Here is a 20,722-nt window from a genome sequence, read left to right as displayed (position 1 = left end):
GAAGGTTCCGACGCTCACTGCGCCCAGTAGTAGCGGTACGCCTCGACCCACTCCGCTCCGTCCGGAGCCGGGTCAGGCAGCGGAAGGTCCAGCAGCCCGATCGCCTGCCGGAACCCTCCGCGGGTGCACCGGGCGACGATCCTTCCGTCCCGCGACAAGTCGACGCCGCACACGGTCACCTCGACGCCCAGCACCGAGGTGCTGAACGGCACCATCAGGTTCTCCTCGACCGCGGCGAACAGAGCCGACACCTGCTCGTGCTCGTCGTAGGTGTCGACCGTCGCCTCGTCGATCAGCGCGGCCAGTTCTCGCCTGCTCAACGTGCCCATGGCGCCACGCTAACCGACCTGCCCGTGCCGACTTGCGGGCGGACCGAGGCACTGCCGATTTCGCGCGTATCGTCAGTGCATGCGCTTGAGTACCGTTATCCTCCCCATCCACCGGTGGGGCGAGGGACAGAAGATCTGGCGGCGGGCCGAGGAGCTCGGGTTCCACGCCGCCTACACCTATGACCACCTGTCCTGGCGGAGCTTCCGGGACGAGCCGTGGTTCGGGTCGGTGCCGACCCTGACCGCCGCCGCGACGGCCACCGAGCGGCTCCGCCTGGGGACGCTGGTGACCTCGGTCAATCCTTTTTCACCTATCGCATCCTGACCTGGGGCATAAAGGCCGATGTTGCTCCGGTAGTGCTGCAACTGCACTGGCGGTGATCATTCCAGCTCGAACAGGGGTTCCGGCTTGTGCGCCTCGTGGATGTATCGCCGGGCCTTGGAGGCTCGGCTTCGAGTACGCCGCTGGCGCTCGATGGCCGTTTCGTCGCTGTGTTCCGTGGCGACGACGACGCTGTGACCAGCACTGACGCGGCGTTGGACGAGGGTCCGGAGCTGCTCAGCTGTGGTTCCGACCGTCCCGGCGAGTCCGTGTTTGACCAGCTCGATGAACTGGGTGCTGACCAGGTGGCGTTCCACCTGGTCGTAGCCGAGCAGCCGAGCACCGCTTCCTTTTCGGGTGCCGCGGGTGCAGTCGTCCTCCAGGAGCAGACGAACGTAGGAGATCGGAAGGTACATGCCGGGCGCAAGCCCTCCGGTGGGGAGACTCTCCGGGTCCTGCGGCCAGTAAGCGAGCTTCAAGAAGCACGGGTCGTTCCCCAACCGCCAGTCGCTGGGGCGAGAAGGTGGGCTGCTCAGTTTGGCCACTTCGTCGAGCCGGTCGAGTTGGTTCCTCAGCCGTTCGTCCACGCGGATCGACCCTTTGCGTGAATGGAGGCGCTTGTACTGGACGAACGTGAAGCTCATTGTCGGCTCGTGGTAATAGATCATGTCGGTACCGAAGCGGGACTCGACCGGGGTGGCATTGACGTTCGCCACTTCCAGACGTCGGCCGTTGGCGTCTCGCAACACGTGGACGTCACAGCGTGTGGCCGTCCCGCCCTCCCACTCGCTGAATAGGCCGAAGGCTTCTCCTGAGGCGCGTACGTCATGGTCGATCAGGCTGTGCTCCACTGGCTGGGGAATGAGGCCAGCCAAGTACGGATCGTGTCGCGAGACCGGGCGCCGCCATGCCGCGAGGGCGGACAGGGGGAACTCGGAGATCCGCAGAACACTCCGTGTCGCGTCCTGTTGCTCCTGCCAGGACCGGTCGGCAGCATCACTGCTGTCCAGAATAGGAGGGTTCGCCTGGGCGGCCAGCCAGTCGAGCAGACCGACGGTCCCCGGATGAGCTACACGCAGAGCGCCGTCGATGGCCTCCCACAGAGTGGGACTGCACAGCCCGACAGCACCGAGCTGATACGCCTGCTCGAACTCGCTCCGAAGCTCAGCGGAGAGCCGGTTGAGAAGGCCGTCGTGCCCGTCGAGCGGGATGGTCTCCATGCACTCGCGGAGCGGGTCTACGGTGATGCTCTTGTCGACGGCGCCCACCGTGTTGTGCTGTGCCACGATGCCGAGCCACATCAAGTGCCTGCTTCGCTGGCCGGCCGTTGTGGTGGTCTCACTGAGGATAAGGACCATGGGCCTAGTTAGAGATGGCTCGACCGGCCTGACCTCCTTCGGCAGTGCCTTCGTCAACCGCTGCTCGATCCTCAACTTCTCGCGGATGGAGTTCAGTCCGCTCGCCGGCAGCGTCACGATGTAGGCCACGGATGGAGCTTAGCGGTCTCCAACACACTCTCCACGAAACTGTTTTGGCCGCATCAGGTACGACCGAAGTCGTTGCCGGAAGCCTTGAGTGCGCTATGGTGCCCGTGGCAAGGAGTCTGGGATAGAGCCTGGACCACCGCTGATGTCTTTTGAGGCACGGAGCGTCGGAGAGCACCCTCGCTACCGCCTTGCTCCCCCATCACTCACGTGACCAGCGGGCTGCCATCAGCGCGGTGGTCGAAAGGTGCCCTATGACCATCTACTCCCAGCACGCGAACCGCGGGAAGACGCAGATCTTGGCGACCTACCAGGGGTCCGCCGGGGTCGCCTCATCCACTGTGACGAGTCTGAACAGCCCTTCCCTGGCGGCGCCGATCGTTGATGCGCTCAACCGGATCTCAGCCTTGACCACCGTTCCGCTGAGTGTTTGGGATCGCCGCGGCGGCGGCGTGAACAACTACCCCCGGACGCACCTCGCCGCGCTCACAAACCGGGACTCACGCGAAGGTCTCCTGAACGGTGCGCACAGTCTGTGGTACGAGTACACCTGCCTGGAACTCCATCAGGCTCTGACCGACCTGGACGACGCCCTGGGAGCGGTGCCGCCGCCGGTCCTTACCGCGATCGAGGCGGAACTGGCAACGGAGGCACGCGAGCTGCGCGATGCCTGGGCGGACTACTCGGAGGGGATTCCCTTGCCTGATACGGAGGGGCGGAGGGAGTGGGAGTTCGGCCACCCGTTCGTGGCGTACGACGGCGGGATGCGCGTGCTGAGCCGTGAGGCCCGGGAGCAATTGGACAGCCTCGAGAAGGACATCTCGACGAAGGAGCGCGAGCGAGCCGTCGCCAACCTGCGCGTGCTGGTGACGGCCTACTCCCAGTGCTCCAGCGAGCAGGCCACGCTGGATTACGCTCCCCTCAGCATCTTTACGGAGCCGTACGATTCGAACGGCTACTACCTGTCGATCCTCGCTCCGGAGCCCGGTAACAGGGCCGCCAGCTCCTGGGAGATCGAGATCTGCCGCTGGGAACCCGATGACCCCGACGACCAGGAGTGCAGCAGCGCGACCGGCGAACCGTTGATCCACTGCGAACTGCCCACGTCACCGGATACGGCCCAGCTCGTGAGCCTGCTGGACAAGGTCGAACAGCACGCAGACCTCCTCGCCAAGTGGGCTGAGTCGCCAGTCGGAGCCACGCTCGATGGGACGGATCTCGTGGTCACCGGAGGACGCGACAGCTGAGTCTCGATGCCTGTCCGCCAGTGTCCGCTCGGCCACTGGCGGACAGTTGCTCCATGTCGGTCGACGGCGCGAACCACGTGGAGCAGGACCGGCTCAGCCGAGCTGGGCCAGGCCCTCGGTGGCGATCCGCTCGAAGACGGCGAGGTCGTTCTCGAAGATTGAGTCCGGCACCGGCCAGTGGATCACCAGCTCGGTGATCCCCAGCTCCCGGTACGTCCCGGCCCAGTCCACGAAGGCGTCCACTGACTCCAGGGGCTTCTCCGCCGTCGAGCCCTGCAGGAGCATCTTCTCCAGCGTCGCCACGTCCCGGCCCTTCACCTCGCAGGCGGCCGTCAGCTTCGCGATCTGCTGCGCGATGACCCCGGGTGCCTGCTCTACCGGCACGTCCGCGGGCCCCTTCGGGTCCCCGTACGTCACCCAGCCCTGCCCGTACTCGGCCGCCAGCCGCATCCCGCGCGGCCCGGCGGCGGCTACGTAGAAGGGCACACGCGGGGTCTGCACGCAGCCGGGGACGTTCCGCGCCTCGACCGCCGAGTAGTACGTGCCCTCGCGCGTCGTGGCGTCGTTGGTCAGCAGTTCGTCCAGCAGCGGCAGGAACTCCCCGAACCGCGCCGCCCGCTCCTTCGGCGACCACGCCTCCTGGCCCATCGCCGTCGCGTCGAACCCGACCCCACCGGCGCCAATGCCCAGCGTCAGCCGCCCGCCGGACACGTCGTCCAGCGTGATCAGCTCCTTCGCCAGCGTCACAGGGTGGCGAAAGTTTGGCGACGTTACGAGTGTTCCCATTCGAAGCCGCTCAGTAGCCACTGCCGCCGCTGTGAGAGTCGGGATCGACCCAAACCACGGCTCATCCCGAAACGACCGCCAGGAGAGGTGATCATAGGTGTACGCGGCGTGGAAGCCGAGGTCCTCGGCCCGCCGCCAGATCTTCTGTCCCTCGCCCCACCGGTGGATGGGGAGGATCACGGTACTCAGACGCATGCCACCGACCCTACGCTGGGGAACTGCCGGGATGCCGCCGGTACTCCGAGGACGCGTTCGAAGCAGGCAGGAGCCGCTGTATTGCCGGGCTCTGGGATGCCGCGTCAAGCCCGGAGTCCCTGAGCCCGGCAATACAGCGGGCCTTACTCGCTCAACTCATCACCCTGGTCTGGGTGGTCTTCCGCCGTGGCATCCGCTGCTTGCTGGCGCGCCTGCCGGAGAGAGTCGACAATCGCTGCGAACTCGTCCAAGGCAGCCTGGAGGTCCTCGACGATGTCCGCAGCGATCTCCTCGGGCGAAGGAAGGGAGTCGGCGTCCTCCAGGCTTGGGTCGCGTAGCCAGGTGATGTCGAGGTTCACCTTGTCGCGGGCTACCAGCTCGTCATACGTGAAAGGCCTAAAGCGCTCAGTCTCGACTCGCTTGCTGCGGTCGTCTGCCGCGAAGCACGTGACGAAGTCGTCCAAGGCGGCCCGTGTGAGGGGGTTCTGCTTGAGCGTGAAGTGCTGCGCAGTACGGAAGTCGTACACCCACAGCTTCTCCGTCCACGGCTGCTCGGGGCGCGCCGGCTTCCGGTCGAAGAACAGCACATTCGCCTTGACGCCGCCCGCATAGAAGATGCCGGTCGGCAGGCGGAGCATGGTGTGAAGGTCGTACTCCTTGAGCAACCGACGGCGGATAGTCTCGCCGGCTCCGCCCTCGAAGAGGACGTTGTCGGGCAGGACCACCGCCGCCCGACCGTGGATCTCCAACAGAGAGGCGATGTGCTGGACGAAGTTCAGCTGCTTGTTGGTGGTGGTGACCCAGAAGTCGCGGCGCTCATATGCGATGGCTTCGCGGCTGGCACTGCCGTCCTCGCCGTAGACGGTGATCGAGGACTTCTTACCGAAGGGCGGGTTGGCGAGGACAAGACTGGCGCGCTTCGCCGGCGGCTGCGCAAGAGCGTCCTCGTCCCTGACCAGCTTCGGCCCGTTGGCATGCCCGATGCCGTGCAGGAAGAGGTTCATAGCGGCCAGGCGCGCAGTGTTGCGCACAAGCTCGGTGCCCCAGATCCCGCCTGAGCTCAGGGCACGGCGCTGCTCTGGTGTGAGGGTGGCGCCGTACTCGCGGATAAGGTACTCGGCTGCTGCCAGGAGGAAGCCACCCGTCCCGCACGCTGGGTCCGTAATCGTGTCGTTCGGTGTGGGCCGCACGCAGTCGACGATCGCCTGGATAAGCGACCGGGGCGTGAAGTACTGACCCGCCCCGGACTTGATGTCCTCGGCGCCCTTGGCCAGAAGCTCTTCGTAGGCGTCACCCTTAACGTCCGTACCCCGCTGCGACCAATCCTCCTTGTCGATCAGATCGACGACTAGGCGGCGCAGTTTGGCAGGATCTTGAATCCTGTTGCGCGCCCCGTTGAAGATCAAGTTAAAGGTGGTCCCCGGAGAAGCATTTCCCAGGTCTTCAAGAAGGTGGCGGTATGCAATCTCCAGGGCGTCGCCCTTGGCATTAACCAGCTCAGGCCAACCTCGGCCACTCCATGCGGGGCCAGCCGGGAGGATCTGCTCGCGGAACATGGCAGGCCTGGACTGAGCTTCGTCCGCCATCTTGAGAAACAGCAGGAAGGTCAACTGCTCTACGTAGTCGATCGTAGAGACGCCATCATCGCGGAGAACGTTGCAGTAATTCCAGAGCTTGTCGACGAGGCGCCGAGTCTCGATGGTGGTCACTCGGAGATCTCCAGATCAAGGACGGTCTGAGCACCAGGGCCAATGTGGCTTGCGGTAGAGGGCGTCGGGGAAAGGTTGGAAGGGGTAGACGGCCTTGCGAGGAGACCTGTCACAGTCCCACGCCGACGCGTGCTAGCAACCGATGATGCCTTGGCCTGCGCGAGTAGGGCCGTCGCTGACTCTTCAGCTGGGTCTTGAGCAACAAGTCGCCCGGCGAATGCCTCGGCAAGCAGCGAGCGACGAAGCGCGGCACCGTGTGCCTCGGCCCGAGCGAGGGCTGCCTTTAGCCGATGTGCCGCGTCAGCCTGATCACGGACTTTCTGGACCGCCGCCCTTTGATCTTCAAGGTTTGGCACCGGGACCTTCACTGAAAGAATGGTACCTTGATCAATCTTCGGCATAGAGCCAGCGAGCCCCTTCGCCGAGTCTCGGAAATACCGCCTAACGCCAGGGGAGGACAAGATCATATGCAAATATCCGGGGAGTATGCGCCCCTCGTCCACGCGCACTCTAATGAGGAGATCGGGGAAAATCGACCAGTTGCGGTGACCCTCGTATAGCGCAGATGTGCCAACAAGCTCCGGGGTGTTGGAGCGCTGGATTAGAAGGTCGCCAGGCTCAAGCCAGAGATTAGCAACCTTTGCTGGATCTGCGGACGTAATCTTAGTGTTGGCATCCGAGAACTCACCCTTCGTTACTGCGGTAAGAGTGATTGCTCGAATTCCTGCGCCTTTGGCCGGGCGAGCCGAGTGGCCGTTCCTCAGTGGCTCACGCAGCAGGTCACCGAGGCGCTCCTCCGGAAAATCTGCATGGAGCTTTTCGGCGGCTTTCCCAAGGATTGATCGGTTCAGAGCAGCGAGTCGGCGCTCAGCGCGGTCTACCTCCGCAAGGCCATCATCAAGCCTGGAAAATTGTTCATCCAGAACAGAGACAATGCGGCGCTGTTCAGCCAATGGGGGAAGCGGGAGGCGCACCTTTTTTAGCTCGCCGCCAGCAATTCCGGCTTGACCTGCGGTTGTCTTGATGTAGGACCGTACGCTACTGCGGACACCTTCCCACGAAAAGGCGTACATCACGAATCGTGGGTCTGCGACTTCTTCGACTACCCTGACCCGGATGATCTTGTCTGGGTAGGTCATGGACTGGCTTCCGGCCGGCACAATCGCACAGCCACCAACGAGATCTGGGCTCCCGTTGTAGCGAGTGAAGAGGAGGTCTCCAGGCTCTAGCAGTGCACCAATGGCGTGAATCTCTTGAACTGTCCGGCCCGTATAGCGAACGTCGTTAGAATTAAGTCGCATCGGGCGCACTGCGCTAATGCGAAGAATCGGCAAACCATCAGGTTCGACGCTTGGACGAGAAATGAAGATGCCATTCTTTACGGAATGGGAGATCTCGCCAAGCGTTGCCCACGCCCACCCGTCAGGCAGGTCCCCACTCACGCGCTCAGCTCCCGTCCCAGGTCTTCCAGAATCTCCGCCGCGCGGGGGCCACCGAAGGCGGCGAGGAAGCCGTCCACTCCACCGCGCTCGATGAAGGGTACGTCCTTGAGGTGGTCGGGCTCGATCGCCGCGTCTGTGGCGATGACATCGACGATGCGCTCCAGCCACCAGATCTGGTCGCCGGTGAACGCAGCGCCGGCCTGCTGCTGGCGGGCGAGCCAGGCAGCGTAGCGCTCCTCCACCAGGCTGCGGTACGGCCGTGCCGTCTCATCCAGGCCAAGCTCTACCCGCAGGAGGCCGATGAGATCGACAACGCCCGCGCCGTGCTGCGGACGCCCGGCGGCCTTGCCCAGCTGCACGTAGGCGTTCCACAGGGCATCCGGCGTCCAGCGGTAGGGCGGCCGCTCGATGCGACGCGCGAGGTCGCGCAGCTGCCGGTACACCTCGTGGGGGTCGCGGCGCTCACGGAAGGCCGCTTCCAGGGGTGTGATCACGTCCTGGTGTTCCTTGAGGTACTGCTGCCACGAGGTGACCCGCTGGGTCGCGATCTCTTCTGCGGTGATGCCTCGGGCCTCGACGATGTCGTCCACGCTTACCTCGTCGTAGACGATGTCGTGCGCCCGGCGGATCTGCATGATTCGCTCCCGCAGCTCCCGGTTGGCGAAGGGGGCCAACCCGTCGATTGCGAGCTGGCGGACCGCATCCGGGCCTCCGATGCGGCGAGCATTCTCCTGGGCGTCCGGGTCCACAGCATTGACCAGCCCACCGACGATCTCGCTCAGCGACTTGCCGCCGGCCAGTTCGGCGAGCTCGTCGCGTTCCTCCTCGGTCAGCTGCCTGTCCAGGCGGGCGAGGCGGCCGGCAAGGGTCGCGATCTCGTCCTCGGTCAGAGCGAAGGTCGCGCTCTTGTCGATCAGCCGCTGGAGCGGGATCTGCTTCTCGGAAGCACGGACGAGCGGACGGGCGTCGACGCGCGGCGAGTCCGTGACACCGACTGCGTCGACGATCACGAAACGGTCCTTGACCTTCGCGTCGGGTGTCACGGCCTGGAATTCATCCGGGTCGATCGTGCGGGCGCCTCGGCCCTTCATCTGCTCGAAGTAGGCCCAGCTCTTCACATCCCGCAGGAAGAAGACGCACTCCAGGGGCTTCACGTCCGTTCCGGTGGCGATCATGTCGACGGTGACCGCGATTCGTAGCTCGGGGCTGTTGCGGAATGCCTGAATCAGCCGATCTGGGTGCTTGGCGGCGTGCGTGATCTTGACGCAGAAGTCGTCTCCCTTGCCGAAGACCTGCCGGGCCGTTGCCACGATCTCCTCGGCGTGGTTGTCGTCCACGGCGAAGATCAGCGTCTTGGGGACGTGGGTGCGGCGGTGTTCCGTCTCGCCTTCCCCCACGGGCGGGAAGATGTCGGTGAACAGTCGGTCGCGGAAGGTCTCCAGGACCAGCTTCAGCTGTCCGCGGCTGATGATCGAGCGGCCGAGCTGCGAGGGCGCCCAGCTGAGGTCGTCCTCCAACTCCTGGTAGCGGTCACGGCGAGTCTTGCGCTCCCGGACGGGCACCACGGTCTCGGCCGGGATCGTGCCGCCCTTCTCGCCCAGCTCCGTTCGGATCCGGAACACGTCGAAGTCGACGTTGACGCCGTCGGCGACGGCCTGCTCGTACGTGTATTCGCTGACGATGTTCTGGAAGAAGAAGCCGAACGTTTGCTTGACCGGGGTGGCCGTCAGGCCCACCAGATGCGCGTCGAAGTACTCAAGCACTGCGCGCCATTTGCCGTAGATGGAGCGGTGGCATTCGTCGACGACGATCAGGTCGAAGCTCTCCGGCGGCATCTTGGAGTTGTAGCCGACCTCCACAGGGCCGTCGACCATGTCGTAGCGGTCGAGTGCCGCGTCCTCGGTGTCCGCGTCCGGCACTTCCCGCCCCGTCAGGGCCAGCCACAGCCGCTGCACCGTGGACACGACGATGTCGGACGAGCCGAGCACGGTCTTTCCGGACATCCGCTGGACCGGGTAGAGCTCGGTGAACTTGCGTCCGTCATCAGGGGTGTTGAAGTTGTCGAACTCGGTGGCAGCCTGCTTGCCGAGGTTGTTGCGGTCGACGAGGAAGAGGATCCGCTTGGCCTTGGCGTGCTTGAGCAGCCGGTAGCTCTCGCTTACCACGGTGTAGGTCTTGCCGGCGCCGGCGGCCATCTGGATCAGTGCCCGCGGTTCGTCCCTTGCCAGCGACCGTTCCAGGCCAGTGATTGCCTTGACCTGGGCAGGCCGGAGCGGATCCGGATCGAGGAAGGTCCGGGGCAGTCGGCGAAGCCGCGCACGGAAGGTGGGCGCCGACGGGTCGGCTTCCGCCTCCTCGATCCACCTGGCGATCGTCTCCGGACGGTGCACTGCGAAAACGTCGCGGGTACGGGCGTCAGGGTCGAGCTCGTTCTTGAATCGGAAGGTGTTGCCGTCCGAGACGTACTGGAAGGGCAGGGTTGCCCGCCAGGCGCTCAGCTGCTGGCCCTTCGTCAGGCCCGACGCATAGCGAGCTGCCTGGTCCTGCGCGACCGTCAGATCAGCGCCTTCGCGTTTGGCTTCAAGCACTCCGACCAGCCGGTGATCGACGTAGAGAAGGTAGTCGGCTCGGCCAACGGCCGTGCTCACCTCGCGGAGTGCCACCCCCCGGCCCGCAAGGAGGTTGGCCGCAGAGGCATCCTGAACCACCCAGTCGGCCGCCTCCAGCATGCGGTCGATCTCCGCCCGTACCTGGGCTTCGTTCATTGGCGGCTGGGCCGCCTTGTGGGCGCGCGAGATGATCTCGTCGCGCTGGGAGGCCCCAAGCCGCGCAGGAGCAGTGAACGGCAACTCGTCGGCACTGAACTGCTCAAGGCGGGCGTTGAGTTGACCGACCAGATCGCGGAGTGCCGCCCGATCTGCCTCGGCCCGCGCGAGCTCGGCTTCCGCCAGCTCACGGGCTACGAGCTCACGCTCCAGCCGGTCCTGCTTGCCGTCATAACGCAGTCGGGCCTCGGCGAGCTTGGTGCGGTACGCCTCAAGCTCGGCTCGAAGCTGCTCCAGCTCCTGCTGTTCCTGGGCCGTTGTCGGCACCGGCCCCTGGGTGGCGGGAGCCGGAGGAAGGAAGACGCGATGAGTTGTGTCGGTGGTCAGCGAACGGTGCAGCCAGTCGCCAAGTCGGAAGCAGTTCTCAACACAAGCGAGGGCTGCCCGGACCTCGGCGTAGTGGTCGTGAACCGCACGATTTCCGGTAGCGCGAACGGATTCGAACCACGCCTTCACCTGCGGATGAAGGACGCCTTCGCGGGCCAGGGCGTTGATCCGATCGACCTGGCGGTCTCGCGGATCCACCCGAATGCCCAGCAGCCCGACCAAGTAGCGGGTCATGACTTCGCCGAACGCACGCGCCTTGAACATGGCGCCGTTGGCGTCGGAGTGCACGTACGACTCGGCCGTTACCCCGTACGACACCAGTAGCGGCTCGTGCTGCAGCAGGTAGCCGAAGTTGGCAGATCGCGCAGCGAGCTCGCCCGGGTCGGGTCCCGCAGCACCGTTAGCCGTCATCCCAAGTTCCCCCTCCATGCCTGTGAGGACAAAGCCTTGCAGGATGACACGATCCATCTGCAGTTGCAAGCGTTAACTGCCAGTAGTCGCCGCCGCGTTCGACGACGTCGTGACCGAGGCGGTGACTCGGCCTCAACGGCGGTGCCGGTCTCGGCGAAACCGGCACCGCCAGCGCTACCTTGCTGTCGCGGGTGCGTGCCGCGCGGTGCCCAGCCCGATGTTGGAAGCTCGTATCGCTGCCCGGACTCGTGCAGCCCCTGCGCGGGCCACCGCCGCGCCGCCACCTACGGCGACGGCGCAGGTGCCGAGGCCAGCACAGGCCCGACAGATGCCCGGTCGGGGTACCGGGTCGTGACACCGGGCGCACTCGGCGTAGCGGGGCGTCGCGAGCTGCTCGGGGGCGTGCACGGGTGGCATCTTGCGCTGGAGGCGCTTGCGGAGCACTCCCACGGGTGAGTGCATGGGCACCGGCAGGCCCGGCAGCAGAGCCTGGGCCAGGTCCGCAGGAGTGCTGCCGCGCTTGAGCCACTCGGCGACCAGCGGCGCGAGCTCGCGCGCCTCGATGTCGCCCAGGCGCAGGCGCGGCTCCGGTCGGATCACTCGGAACAGCGTGGCGACTGCCTCGCGGATCTGCTCGTCCTGCACTGCCGGAGGTTCCTGGACGGTCTCGTGGCCCTCCTCCCGCCCTTCGGGTCGGTCGGCCAGGATCGGCGGGTGGTCGGCGGGGAGGGAGGTTTCTTGATCCGGGTTCTTTACAAGGGCGTCAGCACCGCCGGTGCTCGCTTCACCGGAGACCGGACGGGTGGCACCCGGCAGCGCCAGCTGTGGGGTGTCGTAGACGTGGGTCTCGGTGATGATCGTGCCGTCCGGCATGCGGATCTTCTCGACGCGGTAGAAGCCGGCGTCGGTCAGCTCCTTCAGGGCCTTGCGGATCGCGCCGCGTCCCTGGGGACTGCTGTCGGCCATGTGCCGGCCGTCCTCGCGCCAGCCGTCCGGGCGGGAGAGGAGGTCCGCGAGCAGGCCGCGGGCGGTGTAGGACAGCTGCCGGTACTGCAGCATGCAGTTGGGCAGCACGGTGAAGTTGCGCGCGTGGGCGCTACGATGGACACGCATCGGGAGGTCGCACTCCTGGTGCCGGACCCCGGGGTGTTCCACCACCGCCGGGGTCGCCTATTTTCGGTTGGACTTGGGAACGTAGCACACGCACCGATCGAAGATCGACGCGATCGCCAAGCGATCACCATCACACCTCGGTCGCCTGCTGGCAGGACGGCCTGCAACGGGCGTGCTGCGGACCCGAGGCTCGCGCCGCGAGCGTCACGCGGCGCTGAGGGCCGTGTTCTTCACGAAACGGCGGAAGGGCCGAGGCCGCCCTCTCGGCGACAGCCGAACGCGGATTCACGCACCACCGACACCCCTCCTATTCACATGCAGGCCGCTGCCCGTCTCGTAGCGTCAGCCCACGCACCGGCGAGCTGGGCGCGGAGATGGGCTTGGCGGGCGTGGTGGTGCTGCCGCTCCAGCCGCCAGGCGCAGAGGTGGCAGGCCGCGAGTGTGACGGTCTCGCCTTCGACGGTGAGTGTGCCCAACTCGGCGACTTGGGTGACTTCCTCGCACTTGAAGCAGAACCCGGTCGTCCAGGCGAAGCGGAGTCGGAACTCGGCGGGCGGGTTCCGGTCACGTCGGGGCCTCACGTCCTGTCGCTCCAGCTCGACCGAGGTAGGGGGAGAGGCGTGGCGGAGGTGACGTCGCGGCGGTGGATCTCGCGCTCGATGACGAAGGCGACCTCGGGCCACGGCAGGGCCATCGGTGAGGTGAGGCTCCAGAACCCGTGGCTCGCCCGGACCAGGGCGCTGACTCCGAGCGGTGCGGCGTCGGCAGGAACGGCGGCAAGGATGCGGCGGAGTATCCCGCCGGCCCCTCGTGCCGCAGGGGCGATGCCGTAACCGACGAGCAGCGTCGCGGTTCGAACGGCGTCGAGCACGTCGGTGTCCACACCGGCCGTCGCGAAGCGGCCGAAGGCCAGCTCCCACCAGGAGCGACGGGTGCGGGCCCAGGCCAGGCGCTCAAGGCCGGAGCCCAGGTCCACGGCCATGCAGCTGGGATCCGCAGCATTCCAGAGCAGGACGATATCACCGATGGGAAGGTCCAGGTGCCGGAAGTGCACCGTGAGGCCGCAGACTTCGCGGCGTTGCCAGACGGCGTTGCGGCCATGGATGGTGAGGTGTCTGGCGTGGAGGCCGATGCCGGACAACAGTGTGAGCCAGTGGTCGAGAATCCCGGTGAACTCGGCCGGCCGAGTGACGGGTTCGATCCGCGAGATGTTGACGAACGAGGTGAGGAATCCCTCCCTCAGGGCGCCGACATGGTCCCGCTCGCCGGTCAGTCGGACGACCGGCTGGGGAAGGTAGCCACGGCGGAAGACATACGGCTTTCCGTCCTTGAGGAGGGGATCGAGCGCCTGGACGGCGGAGATCGTCAACTCGGTGTCCCGGCCCCACCGCAGGGGCAACGGTCTCGCGCGGGCGACGCCCGCCGCACGGAAGCCACTCTCCAACTGCTGTAGCAGACCGGCCCACTGGAGCGGTCGACTTGCCGGCCGGTACGGCGTCCCCCGGTCGCGGTGGCGGATCTCGAAGCGGCCGTCGGCACCGTGCTCGATGTCCCACTGCGTGCCGAGCCCGAGGCGGTCGCTCAGGAGATCGAGAGGCCTCGACGGTGAGTCCGCGGTCAGCACGGCCTGGTCGCCAGCGCGCGGAAGTGCCGCTCGGGGTCGAACCGGTGCAGGCCGATGTCCTGCACGGTCGGTGCGTCCAATTCCAGGCACCGCTCGATCGCAGTGGCAAGCACCAGGGCCACGTCCTCGTCGTCGTGCTCAGGATCGACTCTGGCAACGGCTCCGGTGCTCTCGCACAGAGCCGCCTCCGCACAGGTGCCGTCTCGCCAGCAGAGCGCGGCGACAGGCGTGCCGGCACGCAGGGACTCCCCGAACACGGCGGCGCCGGCCTCCACGTAGCTTCGTGAGCAGGTGTAGACGTAGACCGAGGCATCGGAGAACGCGGCCGTCTTGGCCGCCCCTCCGACTTCGCCGACCCAGCTGACGTGATCAGCCGCGAAGAGGGCCTCGTGACGGCGCACGTAGTCGTTGTCGAAAACCGGTCCGACGATGCGTATTCGCCGGCCGAGCAGTTGGGCCGCGCGCACCGCGAGGTGCGGCGCCTTCTCCTCGTCGATCCGGCCGAGCCAGACGAGGTCGCGGCCGGGCCTGGCGGGAGGTTCGGCTTCACCGAGCCCGAGGTGGACCGCGTGCTCCAGCACCGGCGTGTGGGCGGCGTACAGCCGCGCCATCTCGGGCGAGTAGCAGTACAGCCGGGAGCGCTTCGCGTCGAAGGCGTCGGCGGCGTGCCGGAAGACCGGCGAGTGCTGGAAGGTCGCGACGTCGCAGTCGAGATCGGCCCAGACCCGACGCCACTCGGGGAGGGACGGGTACTCGTGTCCGACCACGAGCAGGTCGTAGCCGGTGGACCGCACGTCACGAGTCTGCCGGGTACCCGGCTGGAGGTCCTCGAGGCGGATCGGACGAGTGGTCCAGTCCGCTCCGAGGTCGGTCCTCCAGCCGGGGCCGAGGAGGTGTACGTCGGCGCCTGCGGCTCGGGCGCCTTCCGCCACTGCCCAGAGCCAGCGTTCGATCCCGCCGTAGCCGACGGGCGGGAAGGTGTAGCTGCTGGGGAAGTCGCAGATGCCGACTAACACTTATGCCTCCGTTGTTCCGTCCGCCGAGATCCGGCGGAATCCGAGGTAGGGCACCAGGGCCTCGGGCAGGACGATGGAGCCGTCCTGCTGCTGGCACTGTTCGAGAAGGGCGGCCAGGGTGCGGCCAATGGGCAGTCCGGACCCGTTGAGGGTGGCGACGGGCTTGGTCTTGCCATGCTCGTCCCGGGTGCGGATGCCCGCGCGGCGGGCCTGGAAGGAGCCGCAGTCCGAGACGGAGGAGATCTCGCGGTAGGTCTGCTGGCTGGGCAGCCAGACCTCGATGTCGTAGGTGATCTGGGCGGAGAAGCCGAGGTCGCCGGCGGCGAGCTGGACGACCCGGTAGGCCAGTCCCAGTTCCTTGAGGCAAGCTTCGGCGTGGCTGAGCATCTTCTCCAGCTCGGCCTGGGAGTCCTCGGGGTCGCAGATGCGGACCATCTCGACCTTGGAGAACTGGTGCTGGCGCAGGATGCCGCGGGTGTCGCGGCCGTAGGAGCCGGCCTCCGAGCGGAAGCACGGGGTGTGCGCGGTGAGGGCCAGGGGGAGGTCGGCGGGCGGGATGATCTCGTCCGCGTAGAGGTTGGTGAGCGGGACTTCGGCGGTGGGGATCAGGAAGAGTTCACGGTCACCCATGCCGGTGGCGAAGAGGTCCTCCTCGAACTTCGGGAGCTGGCCAGTGCCGGTCATGGTCTGCCGGGTGACGAGGTACGGGACCGCGTGCTCGACGTAGCCGTGCCGCTTGGTGTGCAGGTCCAGGAAGAGCGTCGCCAGGGCGCGCTCGATGGCGGCGCCGGCACCGCGCGAGACGCTGAACCGGGAGCCGGAGAGCTTGCTGGCACGGGCGAAGTCGAGGATGCCGAGGGCCTCGCCGAGGTCCACGTGGTCCTTCGGCTCGAAGGAGAAGGACGGCGGCGTGCCGAAGCGACGGATCTCGACGGCGTGCTCGTCCGAGTCGCCCTCGGGGGTGCTGTCGAGCGGCAGGTTGGGAATGGTCAGCAGGAAGTCGCGCAACTCCTGCTGTACCTGCTCCTGCTCCGCCTCGGCCGACCGGATCTCTTCCTTGAGCTCGCGGGCTCGGTCCTTCAGCGTCTCGGTGTCGCCGCCCTGGCGGGCCGCCTGCTGGACCTCCTGGGCGACCCGCTTCGACTCGGCCCGCAGCTCGTCCACACGAGTGATGAGCTGGGATCGGCTGGACTGAAGAGACTCCAACGCAGACAGATCCAGGGTGTAGCCGCGGCGGGCGAGGCGGCGGACCGCCTCGGAACCCATCTCGATGAGGGCGCGGGGATCATGCATGGGAGTTCGTCTCCTCCAGCTGGACAGATGGTCCATCGAAGGTAGCAAGCGTGCGCTGGTCTTCTGGCCGCGATGACCATCCGCCCGCTGCGGTGGTCTCCTGTGTCTCCGCATCCAGGACTTCGAGCAGGGACGTGATCAGGTCTTCGAGTTCGCCGTCCTCGATCCTGACCAGGTACAGGCAGGGCACCTCGTCGAAGAAGATCGGCATGGCCCGCCCGGGGGCGTCGCGCGAGGTCCGTCTGCGCCACCGCAGCACGGAGGCCAGCAGGCCGTGCGCGACGACCATCCGAGGCGAGGGCAGCTGGAGTGCGCTCCGGAGGCCGGCGAGCATTCTGCGGATGGCTTCGCGCTGGGACTCGGCGGCCCCGGGCGGGTTCTCCCATGGTCCGGCGGCGACGAGCCAGCGCGCGTACTCCGTGAAGAAGCCGCCTTCGAACTGCCCGTAGTCGATTTCATTGAGGGCGGGCTCGACCCTGACAGGATGATCGGTATCGCCCATCAGCAGCCGGGCCGTCTCACCCGTCCGGGCGAACGCCGAGGTGAGCCAGATCTTCGGTTGAACGGCAGCGAGCACGCTGCTACCCGTCCGGCAGGCGGCGCGTCCCGCCGGATCCAGTGGAAGATCGACAGTCGGGTCGCCGTTGACCCGGTGAGCCGCGCTGTAGTGGGTACTGGAATGGCGCAGGAGGTAAGTGGTCACGTCCGGCCGCCCTTCTCCGGCACCGCAGTGAGATCGAGGTCGCCGGCCAGCCCTGCGATCACCCGCTCCATCACGGAGGCGCGGTGGTCCCCCACCTCGCGGTAGTAGAGGAGCCCGTCCACGCAAAGTGCGAGGCTCCAGTGCCGTAGCCGCCGCGGATCGAGGCCGGCGGTGGTGACAGCGATCTCGAAGCGGTCCCGTGTGTCCGTGCCCAGGTCGTAGTAGACGGTCCAGAACGCCCAGTCGAAGACCTCGTCGCCGACCATCGGCAGGGGGTCCGCCAGGACCGGCGCCCGTCGGTCGTCGAAGAGGACGTTCTCGCGGTAGACGTCAGCGTGGAGGACCGATGCCCGTGCCGCGTCCGGGCGCAGTCCGGTGACCAAGCGCTCGCCGAGCCTCGCCCAGTCGACCTCCAACTGGGGGCGTTGCGCCGCCAGGCGACGGTGCACTCGCGGGACCAACTCGCATTCGAGGAAGTCGTGGAGGCTGGGAAGTGCTGAGGCCGTGGTGTTCGCGGCCCGGCCAAGGCGATGTAGTTGCCGCATAGCGGCGGCTACTGTCTCGTACTCGTGCATCTCCGGTCCGACGGAACCGCCAGGTACGGCTGCCACCATCTCCAGGGCGGCGACGCCGAGGTCGTCCGCGTGCTCGAGCACCCTGACGGCCGGCCCGGCCGCCCAGATCCCCAGCGCGATCATCTCGTTGCGGTAGCGGCTGTGGTCGGGCCATGCCTTCAACAGGACCTCGCGCCCGCTGGCTCGCTCGCGCGCCACCATCAACAGGGAGGCGTGGCCGGCGTCGTGGTAGCCGTCGAGGGTCAACTGCCAGCGGCGTGCGGCTTCGTTGAAGACCTCAGGGGCGCGGGCCAGCCACCCGTGCACCCCCGAACCGTAGTGCTCCCGGAGCCGCTGCCAAGCGCTGCGCGGGGGCAGGAGCGTGGGCGATCCGGTGTGCATCAGCTGAGCCGGACGCCGTGGTGGACCAGCTCGGCGGTGAGCTCCGGGAAGCCCCCGAGGGCCAGGGCGACCTGGGCCTGTACCTTCTCGATCTCCGGGTCCTCGGCCGCGAGCCGGACCAGGACCTTCCAGGGCTGGTCGAGCCGCTGGCCGGTCGCGCTGACCAGGTGCACCTCGGCGTAGCTGCCGGTCTCGTCGTACAGGCGCTGGGCGAGTCGGGTGGCCGCGAGGTTGTAGAGCTTCCCGACGTGGTAGACGGGGTTCTTGCCGCTGGCTCCTTCCAGGTTCATCGGGCGAAGCGGGGTGATCAGGCCGTTGACCCGGTTGCCACGGCCGACGACGCCTTCGTCGCCCGACTCGATGGAGCTGCCGGTGTAGGTCAGGTAGAGCTCGTCCTTCTCGGGGACGTCGCGGGCGTTGAGGAGGAAGGTGATCTCGACGCCGGGGAGGTGCTGCTCGGCGAACCGGGCGCACTCGGCCAGGACCTCCTCCTTGTTGGCGAGGTACGCGGCCCGGTCGGGCACGTGCTCGGACTTCTGGGGGACGCACAGGATGGCCTCGGCCTTGGCGCCGTCGAAGTGCCCCATCAGCTTCACGTCGGAGCCGCACCAGGGGTTCGCCCGGGTGAACTCGCTGACCCCGGACAGGTGGTTGACGAGCGCGTGGGCGAACTGCTCGAACGGGGCCATCGGAGCCCAGCCGGTGCCGAGCGAGGTGTCGTTGGCGAGCAGGGTGTGGCGCTCGCGCAGGTCGTCCACCGAGCGGGGCGCGAACCAGCGCGACCGGTCGGTGCCGCTCTCGTCGGTGACCACCGCGCCGGGGCTGGGGTTGCTGGTGATGTTGAAGACCAGGTCGAGGTGGCCGACGAGCTCGGGCAGCCGGTCGTGGAGGAAGGCCGTGACGGCCTGTTCGACCAGCTCCTGTACCGGGATGTCCTCGCCGCCGCAGGCGTACGCGGCCCGACCGTTGACCAGCACCTTCACCGGAGCCGTCATCCGGCCGGCGCCGTAACGGACTTCGCAGGAACCTCCGAGCAGAGCAAGCTTGTCGAAGTTGTGGTGGAGCACGGCGCCGAATCGGTCGAGCGTGTAGCGGCTGTACGCGCGGGAGAGCTCCTCGGCCAGGTGGTCGGCGAGGGTGTCGGGGTGGCCGAGTCCCTTGCGTTCCAGCAGGACGAGGTCGGTGGGGAGCGGACGCCCGGTCTCGATGGTGATGCTGCTGTTCTGCACGGTCGTGCTGACTCGCTGCATGGCGATCTCCTCTTCGGTCGGTCCGGCTACGGCGGGCAGCACGCGCCTTCGTTGCGCGCTGATGTGCCGAACACCTGCACGTCAGACCCGTAGCGGTGTGTAATGGGCGCTTAGCGCTCGGAAACATTCAGCCCTGCCGGTGAACCGCTCGACCAGTACCGGCATTCGGACAGCGCCCGCTGTCCACAAGAGACGCCCTGGGGGATCAAGTGCCGCGACCACTCAAGCCTCTGGACCCCACCCGATCCGCGGCCCACTGGTTCGACGCGGAACTTCAGTACTGGCGGAAGCTCAGGGGGCTGAGCCAGGACAGGCTCGGGCAGTTGGTCCACTTGAGTGGGGACCTGATCAGCAAGATCGAGCGGGCGGAACGGCCCTGCAAGCTTCACCACGCCCAGGCGTTAGACGCGGTCTTGGACACCGGCGGAGTGCTCGCGCGAAGCGTCGTGCTGGCCGAGGCTGAATTGGACAACCGCTCAGGGGTAATGGACAAACGGCGCAACGGGGCCGCCAAGCCTCCCCGAAGCGAGGTGCTCGGGGGCACGCTGGAAATGCCACCGCCAGCCCCCGAGTGGAATGAGTCCGACCCCGTGGAACGACGCAACTTCCTTGCCGTGACGAGTGCAGCTCTCGCCGCCGGCCCTCTGGCCCAGCTCCTGACCTCCACCCCAGCCGCCGCGGTACCCGCAGTTGTCCGGCCCGCCGACGTCGAGCAGATCCGCACCGCAGCGACCACACTGCGCAGCTGGGACAACCTCTACGGCGGCGCCGGCGTCGTCCGTGACACGGCGCTCGCCCAACTGCGCTGGGCAGCCAGCCTCCTGAAGAGTCGCTGCCCCGCTCCGTTGCGGGCTGAACTGTTCGGAGCCGTCAGCCGCCTGGCGACCGTGGTCGGCGCCTCGGCCTTCGACGCCTTCGCCCACGAAGACGCCCGCCGGCTCTTCGCCTTCGCCACCTCGTGCGCCGAGGAAGTGGACAACTGGCCGCTACGCGCCATCTCCTACAACCTCCGCTCCCGCCAGGCCATCTGGTGTGGGGACCCCGACGCCGGTCTCACCTTCGCCGAGCTCGGCCTGGCCCGCGCCGACCGACTCTCCCCCGCGGAGCAGTCCATGCTCCACAACGCTCGCGCGCGGGCCCTGGCGAAGATGGGGCGCGCCCAGCAGACCCTGGCCGCGATCGGCGCGTCCGACGACTCGTTCGCCTCGATCGCCCCGGCCGCCGAGGGACCGTGGATGGCGTATTACGACGGCGCCCAGCACCACGGCGATACCGGCCACGCCTTGTTCGACCTCGCCCTCGCCGGCCATCCGCCGCAGGAAGCCCTCCGGCGACTCCAGGCAGCGGTCAATGGCCACGGCGATGGATTCGCCAGATCCCGCGCGTTCTCCCGCACCAAACTCGCCACGCTCCAGATGGCCGCCGGCGACCCTGAGCAGGCGCTGGCCGAGGGCCGCAGTGCCCTCGCGGAGGTCAGCGACCTCCGCTCGCTGCGTGCCAACCACGAGCTGGCTGAACTCGGTCGCGTCGCCCATCGCCACCGCAACCTCGGCGACATCCGGGACCTGCGGGAACAGATCGCCGATACGGTGGCAGCGTGAGTTTCCTGAGTCAACCTCTATGCCGCCGGAGCCGTCTCGGGAGTCGTTTTGATCTTGTTGTTGGTCTGGTGGGTGACGGGGTCGTAGGG

The 20,722-nt window shown here is 67.2% G+C and carries 16 protein-coding genes and 1 pseudogene; 3 read left to right on the top strand and 14 right to left on the bottom strand.

The window, feature by feature from the left end:
- Positions 1–14: 14 nt before the first annotated feature.
- Positions 15–329, bottom strand: a complete 315-nt coding sequence (locus ACZ55U_RS32485) for a hypothetical protein (protein WP_465531941.1) — start codon at positions 327–329, stop codon at positions 15–17.
- A 79-nt stretch (positions 330–408) separates the two neighbouring features.
- Here ACZ55U_RS32485 and ACZ55U_RS32480 point away from each other — a divergent pair.
- Positions 409–645 (top strand): annotated as a pseudogene (locus tag ACZ55U_RS32480) (LLM class flavin-dependent oxidoreductase); the annotation flags it as partial.
- A 65-nt stretch (positions 646–710) separates the two neighbouring features.
- Here the strand turns inward: ACZ55U_RS32480 and ACZ55U_RS32475 are convergent.
- Positions 711–2,138 (bottom strand): hypothetical protein, encoded by a 1,428-nt coding sequence (locus ACZ55U_RS32475; RefSeq protein WP_465531940.1) that lies wholly within the window; start codon positions 2,136–2,138, stop codon positions 711–713.
- 251 nt (positions 2,139–2,389) lie between these two features.
- On the opposite strand from ACZ55U_RS32475, the gene ACZ55U_RS32470 reads away from it, so the two are divergent.
- Entirely contained in the window at positions 2,390–3,382 is a 993-nt protein-coding gene (locus tag ACZ55U_RS32470; protein ID WP_465531939.1) for a hypothetical protein, read from the top strand.
- 93 nt (positions 3,383–3,475) lie between these two features.
- Here the strand turns inward: ACZ55U_RS32470 and ACZ55U_RS32465 are convergent, their stop codons facing one another.
- The 12 genes from ACZ55U_RS32465 to ACZ55U_RS32410 all read right to left on the bottom strand — a co-directional run bounded on the left by ACZ55U_RS32465 (position 3,476) and on the right by ACZ55U_RS32410 (position 19,032).
- The gene (locus ACZ55U_RS32465) at positions 3,476–4,363 is read right to left on the bottom strand and encodes an LLM class flavin-dependent oxidoreductase (RefSeq protein ID WP_465531937.1); all 888 of its coding nucleotides are present in this window, start codon (positions 4,361–4,363) and stop codon (positions 3,476–3,478) included.
- Positions 4,364–4,506: 143 nt separating this feature from the next.
- Positions 4,507–6,072, bottom strand: a complete 1,566-nt coding sequence (locus ACZ55U_RS32460; protein WP_465531935.1) for a class I SAM-dependent DNA methyltransferase — start codon at positions 6,070–6,072, stop codon at positions 4,507–4,509.
- Complete coding sequence (locus ACZ55U_RS32455; RefSeq protein ID WP_465531933.1) at positions 6,069–7,211, bottom strand: restriction endonuclease subunit S; 1,143 nt, start codon at positions 7,209–7,211, stop codon at positions 6,069–6,071. Before ACZ55U_RS32455 ends, ACZ55U_RS32460 begins: the two co-directional genes overlap by 4 nt.
- 299 nt (positions 7,212–7,510) lie before the next feature.
- Positions 7,511–11,146 carry a DEAD/DEAH box helicase family protein gene (locus ACZ55U_RS32450; protein WP_465531931.1) on the bottom strand — a complete coding sequence of 1,212 codons (3,636 nt, stop codon included), beginning with the start codon at positions 11,144–11,146 and terminating at the stop codon, positions 7,511–7,513.
- A gap of 105 nt (positions 11,147–11,251) precedes the next feature.
- On the bottom strand, positions 11,252–12,190 hold the full coding sequence (locus ACZ55U_RS32445) for a hypothetical protein (protein ID WP_465531929.1): 939 nt from the start codon (positions 12,188–12,190) through the stop codon (positions 11,252–11,254).
- A 311-nt stretch (positions 12,191–12,501) separates the two neighbouring features.
- On the bottom strand, positions 12,502–12,771 hold the full coding sequence (locus tag ACZ55U_RS32440) for a hypothetical protein (RefSeq protein WP_465531927.1): 270 nt from the start codon (positions 12,769–12,771) through the stop codon (positions 12,502–12,504).
- On the bottom strand, positions 12,768–13,814 hold the full coding sequence (locus ACZ55U_RS32435) for a hypothetical protein (RefSeq protein WP_465531925.1): 1,047 nt from the start codon (positions 13,812–13,814) through the stop codon (positions 12,768–12,770). The genes ACZ55U_RS32440 and ACZ55U_RS32435 overlap by 4 nt, the downstream gene beginning before the upstream one ends.
- The gene (locus ACZ55U_RS32430; RefSeq protein ID WP_465531923.1) at positions 13,808–14,830 is read right to left on the bottom strand and encodes a glycosyltransferase; all 1,023 of its coding nucleotides are present in this window, start codon (positions 14,828–14,830) and stop codon (positions 13,808–13,810) included. Before ACZ55U_RS32430 ends, ACZ55U_RS32435 begins: the two co-directional genes overlap by 7 nt.
- Positions 14,831–16,123, bottom strand: a complete 1,293-nt coding sequence (gene serS, locus ACZ55U_RS32425; protein ID WP_465531921.1) for a serine--tRNA ligase — start codon at positions 16,121–16,123, stop codon at positions 14,831–14,833.
- Positions 16,116–16,826 carry a histidine phosphatase family protein gene (locus tag ACZ55U_RS32420; RefSeq protein WP_465531919.1) on the bottom strand — a complete coding sequence of 237 codons (711 nt, stop codon included), beginning with the start codon at positions 16,824–16,826 and terminating at the stop codon, positions 16,116–16,118. The genes serS and ACZ55U_RS32420 overlap by 8 nt, the downstream gene beginning before the upstream one ends.
- A complete protein-coding gene (locus ACZ55U_RS32415; RefSeq protein ID WP_465531917.1) occupies positions 16,823–17,707 on the bottom strand; it encodes an aminoglycoside phosphotransferase family protein in 885 nt (294 codons plus the stop codon). The genes ACZ55U_RS32420 and ACZ55U_RS32415 overlap by 4 nt, the downstream gene beginning before the upstream one ends.
- 74 nt (positions 17,708–17,781) lie before the next feature.
- Positions 17,782–19,032 carry a methionine adenosyltransferase gene (locus ACZ55U_RS32410; protein WP_465531915.1) on the bottom strand — a complete coding sequence of 417 codons (1,251 nt, stop codon included), beginning with the start codon at positions 19,030–19,032 and terminating at the stop codon, positions 17,782–17,784.
- A 209-nt stretch (positions 19,033–19,241) separates the two neighbouring features.
- Between ACZ55U_RS32410 and ACZ55U_RS32405 the strand changes: the two genes are divergently transcribed.
- Entirely contained in the window at positions 19,242–20,633 is a 1,392-nt protein-coding gene (locus tag ACZ55U_RS32405; protein ID WP_465531913.1) for a helix-turn-helix domain-containing protein, read from the top strand.
- The last annotated feature ends 89 nt before the right edge of the window (positions 20,634–20,722 follow it).

The organism is Kitasatospora sp. NPDC034533 (assembly GCF_055575155.1).
This window is presented reverse-complemented; position numbering and strand designations above follow the sequence as displayed.

Excerpts from the sequence above, each read along its gene's own strand:
- ACZ55U_RS32445 (WP_465531929.1), bottom strand. The coding sequence starts at position 12,190 with ATGCGTGTCCATCGTAGCGCCCACGCGCGCAACTTCACCGTGCTGCCC.
- ACZ55U_RS32410 (WP_465531915.1), bottom strand. The coding sequence starts at position 19,032 with ATGCAGCGAGTCAGCACGACCGTGCAGAACAGCAGCATCACCATCGAG.
- ACZ55U_RS32470 (WP_465531939.1), top strand. The coding sequence starts at position 2,390 with ATGACCATCTACTCCCAGCACGCGAACCGCGGGAAGACGCAGATCTTG.
- ACZ55U_RS32465 (WP_465531937.1), bottom strand. The coding sequence starts at position 4,363 with ATGCGTCTGAGTACCGTGATCCTCCCCATCCACCGGTGGGGCGAGGGA.
- ACZ55U_RS32485 (WP_465531941.1), bottom strand. The coding sequence starts at position 329 with ATGGGCACGTTGAGCAGGCGAGAACTGGCCGCGCTGATCGACGAGGCG.
- ACZ55U_RS32455 (WP_465531933.1), bottom strand. The coding sequence starts at position 7,211 with ATGACCTACCCAGACAAGATCATCCGGGTCAGGGTAGTCGAAGAAGTC.
- serS (WP_465531921.1), bottom strand. The coding sequence starts at position 16,123 with ATGCATGATCCCCGCGCCCTCATCGAGATGGGTTCCGAGGCGGTCCGC.